Source organism: Streptomyces sp. NPDC088707 (assembly GCF_044752725.1).
Taxonomy (GTDB): Bacteria; Actinomycetota; Actinomycetes; order Streptomycetales; family Streptomycetaceae; genus Streptomyces.
This window is the reverse complement of the sequence record NZ_JBIVLV010000001.1, coordinates 1,236,215-1,255,086: the sequence shown is the minus strand read 5'-3', so window position 1 is coordinate 1,255,086 and position 18,872 is coordinate 1,236,215. Positions and strand designations below refer to the sequence as shown.

The following is an 18,872-nucleotide window of genomic DNA, read 5'->3' as shown; positions in this document are numbered from 1 at the left end:
GTGCTGTTTACGGAGCTGTCCACGGAGCTGTCCGCGGGGCTGCTCATCGCCAGGCGACGGAGACGCCGTCGAAGTCGATCCAGGTGATGGCGTTGTCGCTGGTGGCGCCGTAGACGCGGAGTGCGCCGGTGACGTCCGTCTCGATCCGGCACACACAGCGGCCGGTGTTGTTGTTGCGGGGCACGTTCTGCCGCGTCAGGTGCGTCGCGCGCAGCCGGTGCGGCAGGGTTCCGATCCTGCTGTCCGCGGTCAGGCCGGGGGAGCAGGTGACGGTGCCGCGCAGCTGGAGGTAGGTGGTGCCGGCGAGGGCGATCAGCCGTCCGCGCGGGCGCTCGGCGCCGGGGGTGACCTCGGCTTCGAGCGCGAGGTCCTCCCAGTCGGAGAGCACCCTGATCCCGTCCACCGCGGGCCTGGTGGGGTACCAGCCGATCGTGACGTCACGGGAGCCGGTGGTGCCGGGGACGGTGTTGCTGAAGCCGAAGAGCAGCCGGGTCTCGCCGGTCGCGGGGTCGACCTCGGCGGCGATGCCCTCGGGCTCGCGCCGGGTGAGTCCGTCGGCGTTGGTGACCACCTGCCGGTCGATGCGCTCGCCGGTCGTCCACGAGTACGAGGTGATGAAGGCGATCCCCGGGAACGAGTCGGGTATCTCGGGGAAGTTCTTCTTGTCGTACGGCGCCCACTGGTACGCGTAGAGGACGTCTCCCAGTGCCGTGTACCCCTGGGAGACGAGGGTCTTCTGCAGCGGGTAGGGAGTCGGCACGTCGGGAGTGACGTCCTCGCCGGCCGGCATGACGAAGGTGGTGCCCACCGGGACCCACGAACCGGCCGCCGCCGCGGCGGGGTCGTAACGGGTGAAGTGCCGCTTTCCGTCCTTGTGGTACATGACGCACAGCTGGTTGTTCACCGGGTCGAGCGACGGGCCGGTGCTCGACGTGCTGCCGGGCGGGGTGAACTTCTGGTTCTGCGCTATCAGCGCCCCGTCGAGCACTCCGCCGTCGACGAAGCGGAACCGGGTGACGGCCTTGCCGAAGGCGGCGCCGTCGGCGGAGAGCTGCAGCGGGCCGACCTCGGTCCAGAGGTAGGTGTCGGCGCCCACCGGCTCGGCGCCCATGGAGAGCCCGTGGCCGAAGCCCTTCAGCTGCATCGAGCCGGTGACCGTGCCGGTCCTGCGGTTGACGCGGTTGAGGTACAGGTTGCCCTGCGGGGCCGTGGCGGAGCTCTCGACCTGGAGGACGAAGACGTGCCCGTTGACGGTGTCGGTGGCGATCGCCTGGGGTGCGGGGCCCTTCACCAGGTCGACCGTCTGAATGAGTCTGCCGGTGACGCCGGACAGATCGACGCCGTTGGCGTCCGTTGTTCCCATGGTCTCTCCCCTGGGGCGTGCGGTGGATCGCGAGACGAAAGAGAGATCATCACACGAGGCGTCAGCCGCCCCGCGCGGTGCCGGATTTCGCCGTTCCGTAGCAAAGCCGGGATGGGTTAGCTTAGGCTTACCTAAGTATCGGCCCTGAGCGGCAGTCTCTGGTCTGTCTCCGTCACCTGTCCCGGGAGAACTCGGATGCGTCCCTTCACCACCCGCGTCACGCGGCCCACCCCCGCCGAGCGCGTGCGATCGATCCTGGCCGCCGCGCACTCCATGACGGTCGTGTCCGACGGACTCCACCAGGAGGTGCACCTCATGGACGGGACCGGACCCATGGGCCACATCCACCTCCACGACCCGTCCGAGGAGAGCCACGCCGGGCAGGGCGCGCGGATCCCCGTGCGCCTGGAGTTCACCGACATCGCCCCCACCCCCGTACGGGAACGGCTCCGGGCGCGCGTCACCCTCACGGGACTCCTCGCCGCCCCGTACGAACCGGAGTCGGCCGCGAGCATCTGCATGGAGTTCGGCCAGGCACTCCTGGAGGACCAGGAGGGCCGGAGCTACATCACCCTGGAGGAGCTCCACGCGACGGACATCGACCCGATGGCCTCCTGCGAGGCGTCCATGCTGACCCATCTCGTCGACGGTCACAGCGAGCTCGTCCCCCTCCTGCTACGCCTCGTCCGGCCCCGCCCCGCACGGGACATGGTCCGCGCCCTCCCCGTGGCGCTCGACCGGTACGGCATCACCCTGCGGCTCGAACACCCCGCCGGCCACCAGGACGTCCGGCTGCCCTTCCCCACCCCCGTCACCGACATCGACCAGGCCGGCCCCCGGATCCACGCCCTGCTCGCCGCGGCCCGCCGCTCCTCCCACCCGAACAGCCTGATGACCTGACCCGACCCGTCCGCGCCGGTCGAGATGCCGGAGGGGCGGGGCAGGCGAACAATGGACGGGTAGACCCGCGCACGGTCGGTGCGGGGGACCGCTCGGGGACTTCCCTACGGGACACGGCCTTGCCCATGAACGAAGGAAGCCCGGCCGCCACCCGGCCGACACCGCCCAGGGGTGCGCTGTACCGACTGGGACACTGGTGCGCCCGCCACTTCATCGTCGTCATCGCGCTGTGGCTGGCGGCGATGGTGGGACTCCAGATCACCGACAGGGCGGTCGGAGGACAGTACTCCGACGACTTCGACCTCCCCGGGGTGCAGTCGACGGAGGGCCTCGACGCCCTCCAGGCGCACGACCCGGCAGCCGCCGGCTACACGTCGCAGATCGTCCTGAACAGGTCCTCCGGGCCGCTCACGGACGAGGCGTCCGTCATCAACTCGACCGTCGCCGCCCTGGAGAAACTGCCCGACGTCACCGGCGCCCAGAACCCCCTCCCGCCGCCGGGCACCACCCCGCCCGCCCCGCCGGCCGGGGTCCCCAACACCGGCCCGCTGTCCACCGACGGCAAGACCGCCTACATCACCGTGCGTTTCAGCGTGCCGCCCTCCACCCTCGGCACCGACTACCTGCCCGGGGTCGACACCGCCGTCCAACCGCTCCGCGACGCGGGCGTGGACGTCGAGTACGGCGGCCCCCTCGGCGAACTCGCCCGGCCCGCGGCCGACGACCGCACCAGCGAGGCGATCGGCTTCGCCGTCGCCATCGTGGTCCTCCTCATCGGCTTCGGCAGCATCATCGGGGCGGTCCTGCCGCTGATCACCGCGCTCCTCGGGGCGATCTGCGGCCTCGCGCTCCTCGGCCTGATGGCGGCGGCCTTCACCTTCGGCACGGTCTCGCCTACCCTCGCCACCATGATCGGCCTGGGCGTCGGCATCGACTACGCGCTCTTCCTCATCACCCGTCACCGCCAGAACCTCATGAACGGCCACGATCCGGCCGAATCCGCCGGCCTCGCGACCACCACCAGCGGCCGCGCCGTCCTGGTCTCCGGCTGTACGGTCATCATCGCCCTCTCGGGCCTGTGGGTCTCCGGCGTCAGCTTCATCGGCAAACTCGGCCTGGCGGCCGCCTTCACGGTCGTCACCGCGGTCCTGGCCGCGCTCACCCTGGTCCCGGCCATGCTCGGGCTCGTCGGCAAGCGCATCGACCGCTACCACGTGCGCAAGCCCGTGGCGGAGACCGACGCCGAGCCCGGAGCGCCCGCGCACGGCACCTGGCACCGGTACGCGCAGCGGGTGGAGAAGCGCCCCTGGTGGTTCCTGACCGGCGGCGTCCTGGTGCTGCTCGTCCTGGCCTTCCCGCTGCTCTTCATCCAGCTCGGCCACATCGGCGACGGCGCCGACCCCAAGTCCTTCACGGACCGGCGCGCCTACGACCTCATCTCCACCGCCTTCGGGCCCGGCGCGAACGGCCCGCTGACCGTGGTCGTCGACCAGACGGCCGTGCCCTCGGCGGACCGCGCGGACCTCGCCGACAAGCTCAAGCAGGCACTGACCGGAGTCCCCGACGCGGCCTACATCACCCCGCTCCAGGCCACCCCCGACGGGGACGTCCTGGTCGGCTCCGCCTACTCGGTGGCCTCCCCGCAGGACGAGAAGACCACCCAGCTGACCAACCACCTCGTCGACGACGTACTGCCGCAGGCCGCGGCCGGCACCGACGCGAAGACCTACGTCACCGGCACGACGGCATCCCAGGTGGACTTCCTCGACCTCGTCTCCAGCCGGCTCCCGCTGATCATCGCCGTGGTGGTGGGGCTCGCCTTCCTCGTCATCCTCATCGTCTTCCGCGGACTCCTCGTCGCGGTGAAGGCCGCCGTCCTCAACGTGCTCTCCATCGCGGCCTCGTACGGTGTGGTCGTGGCCGTCTTCCAGTGGGGCTGGGGCGGGCCCGCGCTCGGGGTCTCCGGCAAGGTGCCCATCGAGAGCTATGTGCCGATGATGATGTTCGCCATCGTCTTCGGACTGAGCATGGACTACGAGATCTTCCTGCTGTCCCGTGTACGCGAGGCATGGCTGCGCACCGGCGATCCGAAGGCCAGCGTGGCCCACGCCCTCGAGATCACCGCCAGGGTGATCACCTGTGCCGCGCTGATCATGGTGAGCGTCTTCGCGGCCTTCATCGTCTCGGACAACATCGTGGTCAAGATGCTCGGCCTCGGCCTGGCGGCCAGCGTCCTCATCGACGCCACCGTGGTGCGCCTGCTGCTGGTACCCGCGGTGATGACGCTTCTCGGCAAGCACGCCTGGTGGACCCCGCGCTGGCTGGACCGGATCCTGCCGCACCTGGACACCGAGGGCGAGGGAGAGAGGGAACCGGCGGCGGCCGGCGCGAAGAAGGCCTGAGACTCAGCCGCGTGACAGTTCGCCGAGCAGCTTCCAGGTGCGGACGCGGTCCTCCTCCCCGTTCAGCTCCGTCGCCGTGAACACCACCTCGGTCGCCCCCGCGTCGCGATAGCGCCGTACCTCGGCGGCGACCGTCTCCTCGTCGCCGATCACCGCGACCTCGGCAGCCCGGGCCGCGCCGGACGCCTCGATCGCGCGCCGGTAGGACGGAATCCGCTCGTACAGCGCGAGCGCCTCGGCCGCCTTCTCCCGTACGGCCTCCACCTCGGCGTTCGCGGTGACCACGCCCGGGACGAGGGCCACGATCCGGGGCGCGGGGCGGCCGGCCGCCGCCGCGGCGGCTGTGACGGCGGGGACGATGTGCTCGGCGAGCGCGCGCGGCCCCGCCAGGAACGGCAGGATCCCGTCGGCCAGTTCACCGCTGACGCGCAGGGCCTGCGGACCCATCGCGGCGACCAGGACCGGCACGGTCGGCCGGGCGCCCGGCACCGCCGCCGAGTACGGCGTCGTCGCGGTCAGCAGTTCGCCGTGGAAGTCGGCACTCCCCGTTTCGAGCAGCGGACGGAGCACCGTGAGGAACTCCCTGAGCAGGCCGATGGGCCGCCGGTACGGGATGCCGAAACCGGTCTCGGTCAGATGTCGGGTGCCGAGGGCGAGCCCCAGGTGGTAGCGGCCGCCGGTGGCCGCCTGGGCGGTCTGCGCCTGGCTGGAGACGAGCAGCGGATGGCGGCCGAAGACGGGGATGGCGGAGGTCCCGACCTGGAGACCGGGCACCTCGCGCCCGACGATCGCGGCCAGGGAGGGCGAGTCGTACGCGAAGGTCTGGCCGAACCACGCCGAGTGCAGGCCCGCGTCGCGCGCCTCCCGCGCGAGCCGCACCGTGCTGTCGATCGTGCGCTGGACGGAGGTCGAGCCGAGCGTTACTCCGAGAGTCATACCAGCGCCAACGGGCCGGCCCGCGAAGGGGATTCCCGCCGATGTGTGAAGAGTGTGTTGCACGGCGGAGAGCGGCCGCGGGGAAGCCGGCGCGGGGGAGGCGAGGGGCGGCCGGGAGCACCCCGCGATGATGGGGCGATGACGACTCTCGCCGAGGTGGACGCGCTCGCCGGCCGCGCGCACGCCGGACAGACCGACAAGACCGGTGTCCCGTACGTCGAACACGTCAGGGCGGTCGCCGCGGGACTGGCACCGCTCGGCCCGCACCTGGCCATGGCCGGGCTGCTCCACGACGTCATCGAGGACACCCCGTGGACGGCGGAGGGGCTCCGGGCCGCCGGGATCCCGGACCGCGTCGTCGCCGTCGTCGAGGCGGTGACCAACACCCCCGGCACGGCGTACGAGGAGAAGATCCGCCGGATCACCGAGGACCCCGACGCCACCCTCGTGAAGATCGCCGACAACGCCCACAACAGCCGCTCGGACCGGGCCGCCGCCCTGCCGCCCGAACAGCGGGCACGGCTCGCCGCCAAGTACCGCGCCGCCCGGGAGACCCTGTGGGCGGCGGCCGACCCCGAGCACATCGCGACCATCCTGCGCATCGTCAACCCCGGACTCCTGACGGAACTCGCCACCCACTGTGACGCGGGTCACGGGAACCCGCTCCGGGGGCCGGACAGACGAGAGACGTGAACAACGACATGCGCGCACGCGTCCGGGACGGAGACCCCTCGGCCTTCGCCGAACTCTTCGACTCCTACGCCCGGAGCGTCTACAACCACGCCTTCCGGCTCACCGGCGACTGGTCGGTCGCCGAGGACGTGATGGCGGCGACCTTCCTGGAGGCCTGGCGGCTCCGGCGGAAGGTGGACCCGGAGGGGGGATCGCTCCGACCCTGGCTGCTCGGCGTCGCCACCAACGTCTCCCGCAACCACTGCCGCGGCAACCGCCGCTACCGGGCCGCCGCCGACGCGTACGCCGCCGCCGGACAGGCCGAGGCCTCGGTACCCGACCACGCCTCCGAGGTCGCGGGCCGGATCGACGACCGCCGCCGCATCGCCGCCACCCTGCGGGCGCTCGGCACCCTCCGCCGCCCCGAACGGGAGGTCCTCGTCCTCTGCCTCTGGGAAGGCCTCGCCTACACCGAGGTGGCCCGGGCCCTCCGCGTGCCCGTCGGCACCGTCCGCTCCCGCCTCTCCCGCGCCCGCGCCAAGCTCCGTATCGGCGCCGAAGAGGAACTCGCCCGGGAAAGAAGCGAACTCGCACCGGAGAACCGGGAACCCGCCTCCCGCACCCGACAGACAACAGGTGATCGCGTGAACGCGGTCCGGCCCGCGCAGGAAGGAATCCGATGAACCCCGACCCGGACAAGACCCGTACGGCGAACCGGCACGAGACCGGAGGCCTCCCGGCGATCGAGGAGCACGACCTCCCTCAGGGCCGCCACCAGTTCCACAAGGAGCGCCTGATGAGCCAGATCCACGACGACCGCGCCGCCGCGCGTACTCCGCGCAACCCCTTCCTGCGGAAGGCGATCCTGCTGCCCGCCGCGACCGCACTCGCCGGGGCGCTCGCCGTCGGCGTCCTCGTCCTCACCCCCGGCGAGTCCCGGGCCCCCCTCGACCGCGCCACCGGCCCCGCGCTCACCACCACCATCGGCGCCGTCGACGCCAAGGGCGCGCCCCGCCTCCTCGACCGCATCTCGCTCGCCGCCGCCGGAGCCGAGGCCCCCGACGCCCGCGCCGGCCAGTACATCTACATCGAGACACGCTCCGCGAACACCCATGTGAAGACCGTCGGCGACAAGAGCAGCCTCGTCAGCGACCCCCTGCACACCCGGCAGTCCTGGCGGTCGCCCGACGGCCTCAGGGGCTGGCTGATCGAGCCCGGCAACACCGGCCCCGAGGGCATCACCCTGGAAGGCCGCGACGAGCAGGGCAACGTGCCGACGCCCCACCTCGGCGCGCCGTCCCACGACTACCTCGCGAGCCTCCCCACCGACCCCGACGCGCTGCTCCGGAAGATCTACAAGGAGACCGAGGGGCAGGGCAACGGCAAGGACCAGCAGGCCTTCACCACCATCGGGGACCTGCTCGTGGAGAGCTGGCCGACCCCGAAGCTGACGGCGGCCCTCTACCGGGCCGCCGCGGAGATCCCCGGTGTCGTCATGGTGGACAGCGCCACCGACGCCGCCGGCCGCAAGGGCGTCGCCGTCGCGCGGCTCGACGAGACCAGCGGGCAGCGCACCGAGTGGATCTTCGACAGCAAGACGTTCACCTTCCTGGGCGAGCGCACCGTGCAGGTGAAAGGCGACGGCGGCGAGGGCGGCCTGATCAAGCCCGGGACCGTGGTCTTCACCCACGCGATCATGGTCCGGGCCTTCGTGGACGACATCAAGGTCGTGCCGTAGGCCTCAGGACACCCGTCCGGACGACCAACCGCCCAGCTCCGTCGGGCGGTTGGTGATGATCCCGTCCACCCCGAGCGCGTCCAGGGCCTTCCACCGGGCCGGGGTGTCGACCGTCCAGACGTTCACGGCGACCCCCGCCGCATGGAGGTCGCCGACGACCTCCGGGCGGGTGGACAGGGCCCGGTCCGAGGGGTTGTACGAGGCGAGGTGCAGGTCCTCGGCGAGCGCGACGGGGTCGGCGTCCAGGGTGTCCCGCAGCAGCCCCAACGGCAGTTCGGGAGCCAGTTCGTGGACGTACCGCAGGTGCGTGACCTCGAAACTCTGGACGAAGACCCGGTCGCTCATGCCCTGTTCCCGCACCAGCTCGACGATCCGGCGCACCTGGTCGTAGGTGTGCTGGCCCTTCACCTCGAGCAGCAGTCTCCCGCCCCGCAGCCGCAGGTCCGCCAGCTGGGCCTCCAGCGTGGGCACATGCGCCCCGGCGAACGCCGGGGCGAACCAGGAACCGGCGTCGAGGGAGTCCAGCTCGCCGGAGGTCAGCGAGCGGATCGGCCCCGTGCCGTCCGTCGTCCGGTCGACGGTCGTGTCGTGGAGGACGTACGGCACGCCGTCCTCGCTGGGCTGGACGTCGTTCTCGATCCAGACGGCCCCGCCCCGCCGGGCCACCTCGCCGGCGATCAGGGTGTTCTCGGGGGCGGCCGAGGAGGCCCCCCGGTGGGCGATCACGGTCACCGGCGTCCCCGCCGGGCGCAGCCAGGGGCTCGCCGCCACGGTGTCGCGCCCTGCGGGGCGCAGCGCCGCCAGTGACGGCGGGGCGGCGGCGACGAGCACGGCCGCGAAACCGGCGACGGCGGTGACCAGGACGACCGGGCCGGTGCTCGCGCGGCGCCCGCGGGGACGGGAGGCGAGCGGGTGAGGGTCTCTCATGACCGCCCACCCTAAGGGGCGGACGGGCTGATCGGGCCGCAGCACGGAGCGGCGCTCGCGTCGTGCCGCGGAGGCGGCGGAGCCGGGGAGACCTGCGGGAGTTCCGGAGATCTCCGTCGGGCGTGCGCACCGGAACCGACGCCGACCTTCACCCCGCCCTCACCGATCGGCCGTCAGGCCGCCCGGTCGGTGCCGACTTGGCCCGATCCTCCCCCACGGGGCCCCGCTCGCCGCACCCTTGCCGGCGAAGCCGACGCGTTTGCGTTTCGCTCGGGCGTTCTGGAACTCTCCGTTCGACTTACTGACACAGCAGCAACGGAGACAACCACACATGCCCACAAGGCGCATACGTCGCACGTGGCTCACGGCCGCCGCCACGGCCTCGCTGGCGTTCACCGGCCTCGCCGCGCCGGCCCAGGCGGAGGACCTTCCGCCCGCCGCCCCGCAGAGCTGGATCCAGGAGCCCCGTACGACCGAGGCGACCGCCTCGCCGTTCACCACCCGCGCCTGGACCGAGCCCGGCGGCGCGGCCTCACCCGGTGACTTCACGATGTCGCCCGGCGCCCTGAACGCCGAGACCACCACCCGGGTGAACCGCCTCGACGCGGTGCTGCCCAAGTCCGGCGTCCAGAACCTGCTGGCCGGCGCGAACCGCACCATCCAGCCGGGATGCTCCCGGGACCCGTTCGGCACGGCCCCCGACCCCGACATCAAGTACTGCCTGCAGAACGACGACTCCGTCTCGCAGGAATGGGTCCCCCAGGGCATGACCGGCGTCTCCGACGCCAAGGCCGACGAGCTGTGGGGCTCGGCGGGCGACATCCAGCTCTTCGCCTCCTACGACGGCTGGGACCCGGGCCGCGAGAACGACCCGCTCCCGACGGCCGGCGACTGCACCACGGCCGAACTGGAGGCGAACGACGCCTGCAACCAGAAGGGCGTCCGCATCACCTTCGTCCAGAGCCGGACCAACCCGGCCACGGGCAGCCCCGAGGTCAAGTACCGGCACGTCCTGCTGGGCTGGACCTATGTGAACTCGGCCGACCACGTCTCCTTCGACGGTCTGCACGCCGCCGAGTACCCGATCCAGAAGGGCGTCCACGCCGGCGGGATCGTCTGGTACGGCAACTACCTCTACGTCGCGGACACCCGCAACGGCCTGCGCGTCTTCGACATGCGCACCATCATGGACCTCGACCCGGACGGCGACCCCAAGACGCACGACGCGATGGGCTCCGACACCGACGGCGTGAAGACCACCGCCAACGTCGAGGACAAGACCAAGGTCGGCCGGCACGACAACGTCTGGTACAGCTTCGGCTACCGCTACGTGATGCCCCAGGTGGCCGCCTGGAAGTTCAAGGCCACGCAGAGCAACCCGCAGGGCTCGTACGCCTGCGTCTCCACCGGAGCACCGAAGGCCTCCTACATCTCGCTGGACCGCAGCACCACCCCGGACCGGCTGCTCATGGGCGAGTACTGCCGTCCCGAGAGCGGCTACCCGTCCACCGGGCGCATCGCCTCCTACCCGGTCGCGGCCCTGGAGGGCCGCTCGGCCGACGTCACCGCCGAAGGCTGGTCGAACTACCTGCCCCTGGCCAACGGCGGTGCGCAGGGCGCGGCCGCGCACGAGGGAACCCTCTACGTGAACGAGTCGAAGGGCACCGACGAGCCCGGCAACCTCTGGCGCTACACCTGGGACGGCGGCCGGCTCGTCCAGTCCGGACAGCCCGTCAAGACCGCCCGGGGCGCCGAGGACCTCTACGTCGAGCGCGGCACGGGCCGGCTGTGGTCCCTCTCCGAACACCGCCCGGGGCAGGCGTCGGACTGCGGGGCGAACCGTGCCACCGGCGACCCGGCCGGCACGGACTACTGCCAGCGGGTGCTCTACGGGCACAAGCTGAGCTGGCTCGACGGCCAGCCGTAGCGGAGCCGCGGCGTCCCCGCCGGCCGTGCCGAGCACGTACGGCCGGGGCGGTCGCCCCAGCCCCGGGCCGCGCCGCGACACGACGGACAACGCGAGCCCTTCGCCGGAATTCACCGGTCTGCGGCATGGTGGGAGACATGCCCGGAGCCGTGCCATCGGGGGACCTCGGCCGGGCCCGCGGAGTCGGGGGACTCATGGACACCAACGAGGTATGCGAACCGCACAGAGCCGGGCTCCGGGGGGAGCGGGGCGGCACGCCCGGCCCGGTACGGGGCCGGAGCGTGCTCGAAGGGGCTTTCGCACTGCTCGACGCCCTGCGCCGGAGCGGTGAAGAGGCCGGGGTGACGGAACTGGCGCTCGTCTGCGGGGTGCCCAAAGGCACCGTCCACCGTCTGCTCGACCAGCTGGTCACGCTCGGCGCGGTCGAACGGAAGGGCAACCGCTACCGGGTCGGCCCCCAGCTCTACCGGATCGGCCAGGCCTGGGAGCCGCACCCGGGACTGCTGCCCGCCGCCCGGCTGCCGCTCCAGCGGCTCCGGGCCGCCACCGGCGCGAGCGTGGTCCTCACCGTGCTGCGCGAGGACATGGCGATCACCGTCGGCTCGGTCCCCGGGGAACTCGAACCGTTCCACCCCGTACGGGAGGGCATCGCCTTCCACCTCGACACCGCCGCCGGAAAGGCCCTGCGGGGGCCGCTCCGCGGCGGCGCCGTCCTCGACCGGGAGGACGTGATGGACGGGGTGTGCTGTGCCGCCCTGCCGATCCGCACCCCGGACGGGCGCACGGTCGCGGCGCTCGCCGCGCTGGCGCCGGCCGGCCGGCCGCTCGACACGCTCGCCCGGGGCGTCGCCGAGGCGGGGGCCGCCGTCAACCGCGCGCTCGCCCGGGGCGGACCGCGGAGACGGGCCTTGCCGACGGCCGCACTCGTGCCCTGAACGGCTTCCCAACGGCGCCGTTCCGTCCAGTGGAACGCGCGTAGAACCGGGAGGGAGCGGCGGGCACAGTAGGTGTCGTGCCGAGGGGAACGGCACACCGGCCGCCGAACCGCGGCGAGCCGACATCACCGTCACGTCAGTGACCCGACGTGTGGGGGGACCACATGCGCAAGAACCGAATCGCCCGAACGGCCGCCACCGCCCTGCTCGGGCTCGGCAGCGTCGCCGCGTTCGCCGGCACCGCCCAGGCCGAGCCGATCGACTACGTCCGGATCGAACTGGTCGAGCTGCACTGCCAGAAGAACAGCGAGGGCGACCACGACGAGGCGTACCTCAAGATCACCGACGCCAACGGCAACGCCGTCAAGGTCTGGCCCGGCAACGGCGTCAAGTACCAGACCATGGGCACCGGTTACGTCCGGTCGATGGCCGACGGCAACGGCAACGCGGCCCTCATCCTCGGCAAGCAGCAGGCCCGCACCCTGACCCTCTGGGACTACGACTCGACCAGCGGCGACGACAAGCTCGGCGCCACGCTCGTCACCGGCAGCGAGGTCGGCGCCGAGACCCAGTGGCGCTCGGTCGAGGGCTCCGGCGGCGTCTACGTCATCGGCTACCGCGTGATCGACATCTGACCGTCGCCCACCGTCCCGAAGCTCACGGAGGAGGGCCGTGCCGGATCACCGGCACGGCCCTCCTCGCCTCCGCCGCGATCAGTCGCCGTCGGGCGCCACCAGTTCACCCGTCCGCGCCACCTTCGCGTACCAGCGGGCGCTGGACTTCGGCGTCCGCTCCAGGGTGTCGTAGTCCACCCGCACCGCGCCGAACCGCTTCGCGTAGCCGTAGCCCCACTCGAAGTTGTCGAGGAGCGACCAGAGGAAGTAGCCGCGGACGTCCACACCGTCCTCGATCGCCCGGTGCACCGCCTCCAGGTGCGTGTGCACATAGGCGGCGCGCTCCGGGTCGTGCACCGAACCGTCCGGGGACACCACGTCCTCGTACGCCGCCCCGTTCTCGCTGATGACCAGCGGGAGCCGGGGGTACGCCTCCGACACCCGGGTCAGCAGGTCGTACAGCGCGCTCGGGTCGACCGCCCAGCCCATCGCCGTCGGCTCGCCCGGCGCCCGGTGGAAGGCCACCGAGTCCGCGCCCGGCCACGGCGAGTGGTCGCTGTTGCCGTGACCGTCGTCCTGTGGCTTCTCCGCACCCTCCGGCACCTGCGAGACGAGCGTCGGGGTGTAGTAGTTGATCGCCAGCAGGTCCAGCGGCTGCCGTGCGGTCGCGGTGTCGCCGTCCCTGACGAAGGACCAGTCGGTGACCCGCGCCGTGTCGAGGATCAGGTCCTCGGGGTAGGCGCCCTCCAGCATCGGCCCCAGCCAGATCCGGTTGCCGACGGCGTCGATCCGGCGGGCCGCGTCCAGGTCCTCGGCCGAACCCGTCAGCGGCCGCACCTCGTGCAGGTTGAGCGAGACCGAGATCTGCCGGTCGGCGGGCAGTGAGGACCGCAGGGCCTGGACCGCGAGACCGTGCCCGAGGTTCAGATGGTGGGCGGCCCGCAGCGAGGCCACCGGATCCGTGCGGCCCGGGGCGTGCACCCCGGAGCCGTACCCCAGGAAGGCGCTGCACCAGGGCTCGTTGAGGGTGGTCCAGCGGCTCACCCGGTCGCCGAGGGCGTCGGCGACGATCCCGGCGTACTCGGCGAACCGCTCGGCGGTGGACCGCTCGGGCCAGCCGCCCGCGTCCTCCAGCTCCTGCGGCAGGTCCCAGTGGTAGAGCGTGAGCGCCGGCTCGATCCCGGCGGCGAGCAGCTCGTCGACGAGCGCCCGGTAGAAGTCCAGGCCCTTCTGCACGGCCGGCCCGCGCCCGGTGGGCTGCACCCGGGACCAGGAGACGGAGAACCGGTAGGCGTTCAGGCCGAGTTCGGACATGATCCCGACGTCCTCGCGGAACCGGTGGTAGTGGTCCACGGCCACGTCACCGGTGTGCCCCTCGAAGACCTTGCCGGGGGTGTGCGAGAAGGTGTCCCAGATGGACGGGGTACGGCCGTCCTCGGCCGCCGCTCCCTCGATCTGGTACGCGGCGGTGGCCGCGCCCCAGAGGAAGTCGGACGGGAACGAGCGGGTGGCGGTGAGCGGCCGGGTTTCGGACGCGGTCATAGGAGGGGGCTCCCAACGCGGGTACGGGGTCGGTACGTTCGAGACGTGCGGACGGAAGGCAGGCGGCCGGTCAGCTCTTGACGGCGCCGGCCGTGATGCCGCCCACGATGTGCTTGCCCAGGAAGGCGAAGACCAGGAGGAGCGGCACGGTGGAGATGAGGGCGCCGGTCAGTACGACGGCGTGGTCCACGGTGTGGTTGCCCGCGCCGAGCCCGGCGAGTGCCACCTGAAGGGTGGGGTTGCCGTCCGGGGTGAGCGCGATGAAGGGCCAGAAGAAGTCGTTCCAGGCCTGCACGAAGACCAGCATGCCGAGCACGGCCATGGCGGGCCTCGCCACCGGGAAGACCACGTGCCAGATGATCCGGAGGCTGTGCGCGCCGTCCATCCGGGCCGCCTCCACCAGCTCCATCGGCAGTGCCTCCACCAGGAACTGGCGCATGAAGAACACGCCGAACGCGGCGACGAGCGAGGGCAGGACGACCGACTGGAGCTGGTCGAACCAGCCGAGGTCGGTGATGATCTGGTACAGCGGGATGACGCTGAGCTGCGGCGGAATCGTCATGGTGGCGACCACCAGGGAGAGCAGCATGCCCCGGCCCCGGAACGGCAGCTTGGCGAACGCGAAACCGGCGAGCGTGGAGAACAGCACGGTGGACAGCGCCACCAGGCTCGCCACGATCGTGGTGTTGACCAGCGCCTCGCCCATGTCGACCTGGTTCCAGGCGAAGCTGAGGTTGTCCAGGAGGCGGTTGCCGGGAAGCAGCGGAGCCGGAGCCTCCACGACCCGCTCGCCGCTGTGCGAGGCGGCGACCACGTTCCAGTACAGCGGGAAGAGCGAGACGAACGCGGCCGCGATGAGCAGGACATAGGTGAGCGGTCCCGCGTGGTGCTGTCGGCCGGCGGTCTGCCCGAAGCGGCGGCCGGGGCGGGCCGCCGCCGGGGCGGCGGCCGGGACTCCGGACTCGGCCGGGCTCCTGTCGAGAGTGTGCGCCATGAGGTCAGCCCCCCAGCTTCGTGCGGTTGTGGCGGGAGACGAGCGCCTGGACGCCGCCGACGAGCAGCAGGAGCAGCAGCATGACCCACGCGATCGCCGAGGCCTGGCCCAGTGCGCCGGTCACCCAGCCCTTCTCGTACATCAGCAGGCTCAGCGTCTGGAACTGGTTGCCGCTGCCGCCGCTGATCCCGACGCTGCCGCCGAAGAGCATCGGCTCGCCGAACAGCTGGGTGGCACCGATGGTGGAGACGACGATGGTGAAGAGGATGGTCGGCCGGATCGACGGGATCGTGACGCTGAGGAACTGGCGCCAGCGCGAGGCCCCGTCGAGCGAGGCCGCCTCGTACAGGTCCTGCGGCACGGCCTGCATGGCGGCCAGGTAGATCAGCGCGTTGTAGCCGGTCCAGCGCCAGGTGACGATCACCGAGATGGCGATCTGCGCCGGCCACTTGGACGACTCCCAGTTCACCGGGTCGATGCCGATCCAGCCCAGGACGCCGTTGATCATCCCGTAGTCGGTGTTGAACAGCTGGGCGAAGACCAGGGTCGCCGCCGCGATCGAGGTGGCGTACGGGGCGAGGATCGCGACCCGGAAGAAGCCCCGGCCGCGGAGCTTGTAGTTGAGCAGATGCGCCAGGCCGAGTGCCATGAGCAGCTGGGGGACGGTCGCGATCACCCCGATGGTGAAGGTGTTGAAGAGCGCGTTCCAGAAGAACTCGCTGGTCGCCAGGTCGGTGTAGTTCTCAAGCCCCTTCCACGTCGGATCCCCGCCGAGTTCGACCCGGTGGAGCGAGAGCCAGCCGGTGTAGATCAGCGGGAAGAGGCCGAAGGCGGCGAAGGTGAGGAAGAAGGGGGTGACGAAGACGTACGGGATCGCCTTGATGTCCCAGCGGTAGAGCGTGCTGCGCAGGCCGCCGGGGAAGCGGCGGCCGCGCGGGCCGGGGGAGGAGGGCGGTGCGGCGGGCGGCGGGGAGCCGTCGGGCCTCGCCCGAACGGAGGTGGCCACGGGGGCGTCCTTCCAGGGTCGATGCGTGCGGTGGTGCGGACGGTGCCGGTCCGCCGCTTGCGGGCGGCGGACCGGCGGGTGTCCCCGCTACTGGTCGATCTTGTCGTCGACCAGCTTCTTGACGTTCTCCCAGGCCTTGGCCGGGTCGGTGCCGCGCTGCTCGATGTCGAGGATGCCGTTGTCGGTGAGGAAGGTCTTGACCTGGCCGTCGTAGCGGCTGATCTCGGCGGGGGTGATCCCGGACGCCGCGCTGGAGAAGATCTTGCCGACGGGCGTGTCACCGAAGTACGGCAGCTTCGCCTCCTGGACCGCCGAGGAGGTGAGCGTGTCCTTGGACGAGGGGATGTTGCCGTTGACCGCGAAGACCTTGGCGTGCTGCGCCGGGGCGGTCAGCCAGGCGGCCAGCTCGGCGGCCTCCTTGGTGTGCTTGCCCGCCTTGGGCACGGCGAGGAAGGAGCCGCCCCAGTTGCCGGCGACCGGCGGCGCGGCGATGTCCCACTTGCCCTGGTTGGCGGGGCCCGCCTGGTCCTTGATGATGCCGGTCATCCAGCTGGGGCAGGCGACGGTGGCGAACTTCGAGTTCTTGAAGGCGGCGTTCCAGGTGCCCTTCTCGTCGAACTGGCGCAGCTTGGCCGTCAGTCCGCCCTGGGCGGCCTTGACCGCGGTGTCCCAGGCGTTCTTCACGCCGGGGCTGTTCTCCCAGTCGAGTTCGCCGCTGGTGTTGGCGTACTGCACCGGGTCGCTGGAGACGACGGCGTTGAAGAGACCGCTCGCCGAGTCGTGGAAGGAGGTGCCGGCGGGCGCGGCGGCCTTGTACTTCTCGCCGGTCGCGAGGAACTTGGCCCAGTCGCCGGACCACAGCTTGCCGACGGCGTCGCGGTCGGTGGGCAGCTTGGCCTTGGCGAAGAGGTCCTTGTTGTAGCAGATGGCCATGGGGCCGATGTCGGTGCCGAGGCCGATGACCTTGCCGTCGCCGGTCGTCGCCTGCTTGACCTTCCAGTCGAGGAAGGCGTCGATCTTCGCGCCGCCCTCCTTGCTCAGGTCGACCCACTTGTTCGCCATCGCCGGGCCGGTCGCCTCGGCGATGTAGCCGACCTCGACGGCCTGGATGTCGGCGACGCCGCTGTTCTGGGCGAGGCGCAGCTTCAGGGTGTCCCAGTACTTCTGGCCGTCGGAGACGTTCGACTCCTCGATCCTGATGTTCGGGTGGAGCCGCTCGTACTCGGCGTAGAGCTTCGCGCCGGTCTTGTTGTCGTAGCCGAAGGAACCGAAGGTCCCGATCCGCAGCGTGATCTTCTCGTTGCTCTGACCGCCTCCGCCGCCCTTGCCGCCGTTGTCGTCGTCGCTGCCGCAACCGGTGAGCAGGGTCGTGCCGGTCACGACGACGGCGACCGCCGCGATCGCCGCACGGCGTCCGCGTCTGCTGCTGGAAGTGCGCATTCCACTCTCCTCGTCCCAAGGTGGTGCTCGTTGTGCGCCAAGAGGCCCGGCCGGCTGATCGCGGCTCGGCGGCGCCTGCCAGACCTGATGCAAGGCTGTGCGCTTCCCGGATGGGAGCGCTCCCACGTCGTTGCCGGAAGGTTGCTCTCTGGCGGGCACGGGTGTCAAGACATGAACGCGGATTCGTTACCGGAAGGTTTTCCGGGGGTTTCGCGGGCCTGGGCGTGGACGGTCCGGTCATCTCCTGAACACACTCGTGGCGCGAGGGCAGTGGTGTGGACTACGGTGGGAGCGCTCCCATCCCGGGATGGTTTCCAGCCGGGACCGTGGTGAGCAGCGCGTTGTCCTACGAGGGGAGTTCGGGAGTTGTGAATGGACGGCAGAGCGGCAGACCCACCCTGGAGCAGGTCGCTGCCAGGGCCGGGGTCGGCCGGGGCACGGTCTCCCGGGTGATCAACGGCTCCCCCCGGGTGAGCGAGCGGACCAGAACGGCCGTCGCCAGAGCCGTCGCCGAACTCGGCTACGTACCCAACCAGGCCGCCCGCGCGCTCGCCGGCAGCCGTACGGACGCGATCGCGCTCGTCATCCCCGAGGTCGAGGCCCGGCTCTTCGCTGAGCCGTACTTCCTCGACCTGATCCGCGGGGTCAGCGCCGAACTCGCGGAGGCCGACAAGCAGTTGCTGCTCACCCTGGTCCGCAGCGAGCAGGAGCGGCAGCGCTTCGAGCAGTATCTGGCCGCCCAGCGCGTCGACGGCGTCCTGCTCGCCTCCGTCCACGGCGACGACCCGCTGCCCGACCGGATCAGGGAACTGGGCCTGCCGGTCGTCATGAACGGGCGCCGTTCCGAGGCCGAGCCCGTGGCGTACGTCGACTCCGACAACATCGGGGCCGGCCGGGCGGCCGTCGCCCACCTCGTCGGCCGCGGGCGGAGCCGGATCGCGACCGTCACCGGGCCGCTCGACATGTACGTGGCCCGCGCCCGGCTCGGCGGCTACCGGGCGGGACTCGCGGAGGCCGGACTCGCGCCCGACGAGGAGCTGGTCGCGGCGGGCGACTTCACCGAGGAGGGCGGCCGGCGGGCGATGCGCCGGCTGCTCGACCGCAGCCCGGACCTGGACGCTGTCTTCGCCGCCTCCGACGTCATGGCGGCCGGTGCACGGGGCGCGCTGCGGGAGGCGGGCCGCCGGGTCCCCGAGGACGTGGCCCTCGTCGGCGTCGACGACTCGCCGGTGGCACGGCTGATGGACCCGCCGCTGACGAGCGTGCGGCAGCCCATCGAGGTGATGGGCCGCACGATGGCCCGGATGCTGCTCGAGGAGATCGCGGAGGCGCCGGAGGAGCCCCGCCGGCGGGTGCTGCCGACGGAGCTGATCGTGCGGGAGTCGTGCTGACTCCCGGGAACGGGCGTGGGGATCCGGGCGTACGAAGGCACTCCCGCGGCCGGCCGGGGAGCCCGGAGGTCCGGCCGGCCGCGGG

16 protein-coding genes are annotated in these 18,872 nt (G+C 71.8%); 9 read left to right on the top strand and 7 right to left on the bottom strand.

Features of this window, described 5'->3' with window-relative positions; genetic code table 11:
• Positions 1–43: 43 nt before the first annotated feature.
• Complete coding sequence (locus tag ACIP84_RS05575) at positions 44–1,363, bottom strand: hypothetical protein (protein ID WP_401794833.1); 1,320 nt, start codon at positions 1,361–1,363, stop codon at positions 44–46.
• A gap of 195 nt (positions 1,364–1,558) precedes the next feature.
• Between ACIP84_RS05575 and ACIP84_RS05570 the strand changes: the two genes are divergently transcribed.
• Both ACIP84_RS05570 and ACIP84_RS05565 read left to right on the top strand, forming a co-directional pair.
• A complete protein-coding gene (locus tag ACIP84_RS05570) occupies positions 1,559–2,263 on the top strand; it encodes a DUF2470 domain-containing protein (protein WP_401794830.1) in 705 nt (234 codons plus the stop codon).
• A gap of 125 nt (positions 2,264–2,388) precedes the next feature.
• A complete protein-coding gene (locus ACIP84_RS05565; RefSeq protein WP_401794828.1) occupies positions 2,389–4,665 on the top strand; it encodes an MMPL family transporter in 2,277 nt (758 codons plus the stop codon).
• 3 nt (positions 4,666–4,668) lie between these two features.
• Here ACIP84_RS05565 and ACIP84_RS05560 read toward each other — a convergent pair whose 3' ends face one another.
• On the bottom strand, positions 4,669–5,601 hold the full coding sequence (locus ACIP84_RS05560; protein ID WP_401794825.1) for a TIGR03564 family F420-dependent LLM class oxidoreductase: 933 nt from the start codon (positions 5,599–5,601) through the stop codon (positions 4,669–4,671).
• Between the two features lie 138 nt (positions 5,602–5,739).
• On the opposite strand from ACIP84_RS05560, the gene ACIP84_RS05555 reads away from it, so the two are divergent.
• The 3 genes from ACIP84_RS05555 to ACIP84_RS05545 are packed head-to-tail and all read left to right on the top strand — an operon-like array spanning position 5,740 to position 8,011.
• Positions 5,740–6,294 carry an HD domain-containing protein gene (locus ACIP84_RS05555; RefSeq protein WP_355961243.1) on the top strand — a complete coding sequence of 185 codons (555 nt, stop codon included), beginning with the start codon at positions 5,740–5,742 and terminating at the stop codon, positions 6,292–6,294.
• Positions 6,295–6,302: 8 nt separating this feature from the next.
• Entirely contained in the window at positions 6,303–6,956 is a 654-nt protein-coding gene (locus ACIP84_RS05550; RefSeq protein WP_401794822.1) for an RNA polymerase sigma factor, read from the top strand.
• Complete coding sequence (locus ACIP84_RS05545; protein ID WP_401794819.1) at positions 6,953–8,011, top strand: CU044_5270 family protein; 1,059 nt, start codon at positions 6,953–6,955, stop codon at positions 8,009–8,011. Before ACIP84_RS05550 ends, ACIP84_RS05545 begins: the two co-directional genes overlap by 4 nt.
• Positions 8,012–8,014: 3 nt before the next feature.
• On the opposite strand, the gene ACIP84_RS05540 is transcribed toward ACIP84_RS05545, so the two are convergent.
• Positions 8,015–8,938: a glycerophosphodiester phosphodiesterase gene (locus ACIP84_RS05540; RefSeq protein ID WP_401794816.1), complete on the bottom strand. Its 924-nt coding sequence runs from the start codon at positions 8,936–8,938 to the stop codon at positions 8,015–8,017.
• 331 nt (positions 8,939–9,269) lie between these two features.
• Here ACIP84_RS05540 and ACIP84_RS05535 point away from each other — a divergent pair, with 331 nt between their 5' ends.
• The 3 genes from ACIP84_RS05535 (at position 9,270) to ACIP84_RS05525 (ending at position 12,435) form a co-directional block, all read left to right on the top strand.
• The gene (locus tag ACIP84_RS05535) at positions 9,270–10,865 is read left to right on the top strand and encodes a hypothetical protein (protein WP_401794813.1); all 1,596 of its coding nucleotides are present in this window, start codon (positions 9,270–9,272) and stop codon (positions 10,863–10,865) included.
• Between the two features lie 194 nt (positions 10,866–11,059).
• Positions 11,060–11,800 (top strand): IclR family transcriptional regulator, encoded by a 741-nt coding sequence (locus ACIP84_RS05530; protein WP_401794810.1) that lies wholly within the window; start codon positions 11,060–11,062, stop codon positions 11,798–11,800.
• A 164-nt stretch (positions 11,801–11,964) separates the two neighbouring features.
• Positions 11,965–12,435 carry a hypothetical protein gene (locus ACIP84_RS05525; RefSeq protein WP_254047275.1) on the top strand — a complete coding sequence of 157 codons (471 nt, stop codon included), beginning with the start codon at positions 11,965–11,967 and terminating at the stop codon, positions 12,433–12,435.
• Positions 12,436–12,513: 78 nt separating this feature from the next.
• Here ACIP84_RS05525 and ACIP84_RS05520 read toward each other — a convergent pair whose 3' ends face one another.
• From ACIP84_RS05520 to ACIP84_RS05505, 4 genes are all read right to left on the bottom strand, one after another.
• A complete protein-coding gene (locus ACIP84_RS05520; protein WP_401794806.1) occupies positions 12,514–13,956 on the bottom strand; it encodes a GH1 family beta-glucosidase in 1,443 nt (480 codons plus the stop codon).
• Positions 13,957–14,026: 70 nt separating this feature from the next.
• Positions 14,027–14,950: a carbohydrate ABC transporter permease gene (locus tag ACIP84_RS05515; RefSeq protein ID WP_401794803.1), complete on the bottom strand. Its 924-nt coding sequence runs from the start codon at positions 14,948–14,950 to the stop codon at positions 14,027–14,029.
• Between the two features lie 4 nt (positions 14,951–14,954).
• The gene (locus ACIP84_RS05510) at positions 14,955–15,956 is read right to left on the bottom strand and encodes a carbohydrate ABC transporter permease (RefSeq protein ID WP_401794800.1); all 1,002 of its coding nucleotides are present in this window, start codon (positions 15,954–15,956) and stop codon (positions 14,955–14,957) included.
• A gap of 87 nt (positions 15,957–16,043) precedes the next feature.
• Positions 16,044–17,396 (bottom strand): ABC transporter substrate-binding protein, encoded by a 1,353-nt coding sequence (locus ACIP84_RS05505; protein ID WP_355961222.1) that lies wholly within the window; start codon positions 17,394–17,396, stop codon positions 16,044–16,046.
• Between the two features lie 368 nt (positions 17,397–17,764).
• Here ACIP84_RS05505 and ACIP84_RS05500 point away from each other — a divergent pair, with 368 nt between their 5' ends.
• Positions 17,765–18,787 carry a LacI family DNA-binding transcriptional regulator gene (locus ACIP84_RS05500; RefSeq protein WP_401794796.1) on the top strand — a complete coding sequence of 341 codons (1,023 nt, stop codon included), beginning with the start codon at positions 17,765–17,767 and terminating at the stop codon, positions 18,785–18,787.
• Positions 18,788–18,872 lie beyond the last annotated feature (85 nt).

What these genes read in the sequence shown, in the direction of transcription:
- ACIP84_RS05575 (WP_401794833.1), bottom strand. Translation starts at nt 1,363, where the DNA reads ATGGGAACAACGGACGCCAACGGCGTCGATCTGTCCGGCGTCACCGGC.
- ACIP84_RS05570 (WP_401794830.1), top strand. Translation starts at nt 1,559, where the DNA reads ATGCGTCCCTTCACCACCCGCGTCACGCGGCCCACCCCCGCCGAGCGC.
- ACIP84_RS05565 (WP_401794828.1), top strand. Translation starts at nt 2,389, where the DNA reads ATGAACGAAGGAAGCCCGGCCGCCACCCGGCCGACACCGCCCAGGGGT.
- ACIP84_RS05560 (WP_401794825.1), bottom strand. Translation starts at nt 5,601, where the DNA reads ATGACTCTCGGAGTAACGCTCGGCTCGACCTCCGTCCAGCGCACGATC.
- ACIP84_RS05555 (WP_355961243.1), top strand. Translation starts at nt 5,740, where the DNA reads ATGACGACTCTCGCCGAGGTGGACGCGCTCGCCGGCCGCGCGCACGCC.
- ACIP84_RS05550 (WP_401794822.1), top strand. Translation starts at nt 6,303, where the DNA reads ATGCGCGCACGCGTCCGGGACGGAGACCCCTCGGCCTTCGCCGAACTC.
- ACIP84_RS05545 (WP_401794819.1), top strand. Translation starts at nt 6,953, where the DNA reads ATGAACCCCGACCCGGACAAGACCCGTACGGCGAACCGGCACGAGACC.
- ACIP84_RS05540 (WP_401794816.1), bottom strand. Translation starts at nt 8,938, where the DNA reads ATGAGAGACCCTCACCCGCTCGCCTCCCGTCCCCGCGGGCGCCGCGCG.
- ACIP84_RS05535 (WP_401794813.1), top strand. Translation starts at nt 9,270, where the DNA reads ATGCCCACAAGGCGCATACGTCGCACGTGGCTCACGGCCGCCGCCACG.
- ACIP84_RS05530 (WP_401794810.1), top strand. Translation starts at nt 11,060, where the DNA reads ATGGACACCAACGAGGTATGCGAACCGCACAGAGCCGGGCTCCGGGGG.
- ACIP84_RS05525 (WP_254047275.1), top strand. Translation starts at nt 11,965, where the DNA reads ATGCGCAAGAACCGAATCGCCCGAACGGCCGCCACCGCCCTGCTCGGG.
- ACIP84_RS05520 (WP_401794806.1), bottom strand. Translation starts at nt 13,956, where the DNA reads ATGACCGCGTCCGAAACCCGGCCGCTCACCGCCACCCGCTCGTTCCCG.
- ACIP84_RS05515 (WP_401794803.1), bottom strand. Translation starts at nt 14,950, where the DNA reads ATGGCGCACACTCTCGACAGGAGCCCGGCCGAGTCCGGAGTCCCGGCC.
- ACIP84_RS05505 (WP_355961222.1), bottom strand. Translation starts at nt 17,396, where the DNA reads ATGCGCACTTCCAGCAGCAGACGCGGACGCCGTGCGGCGATCGCGGCG.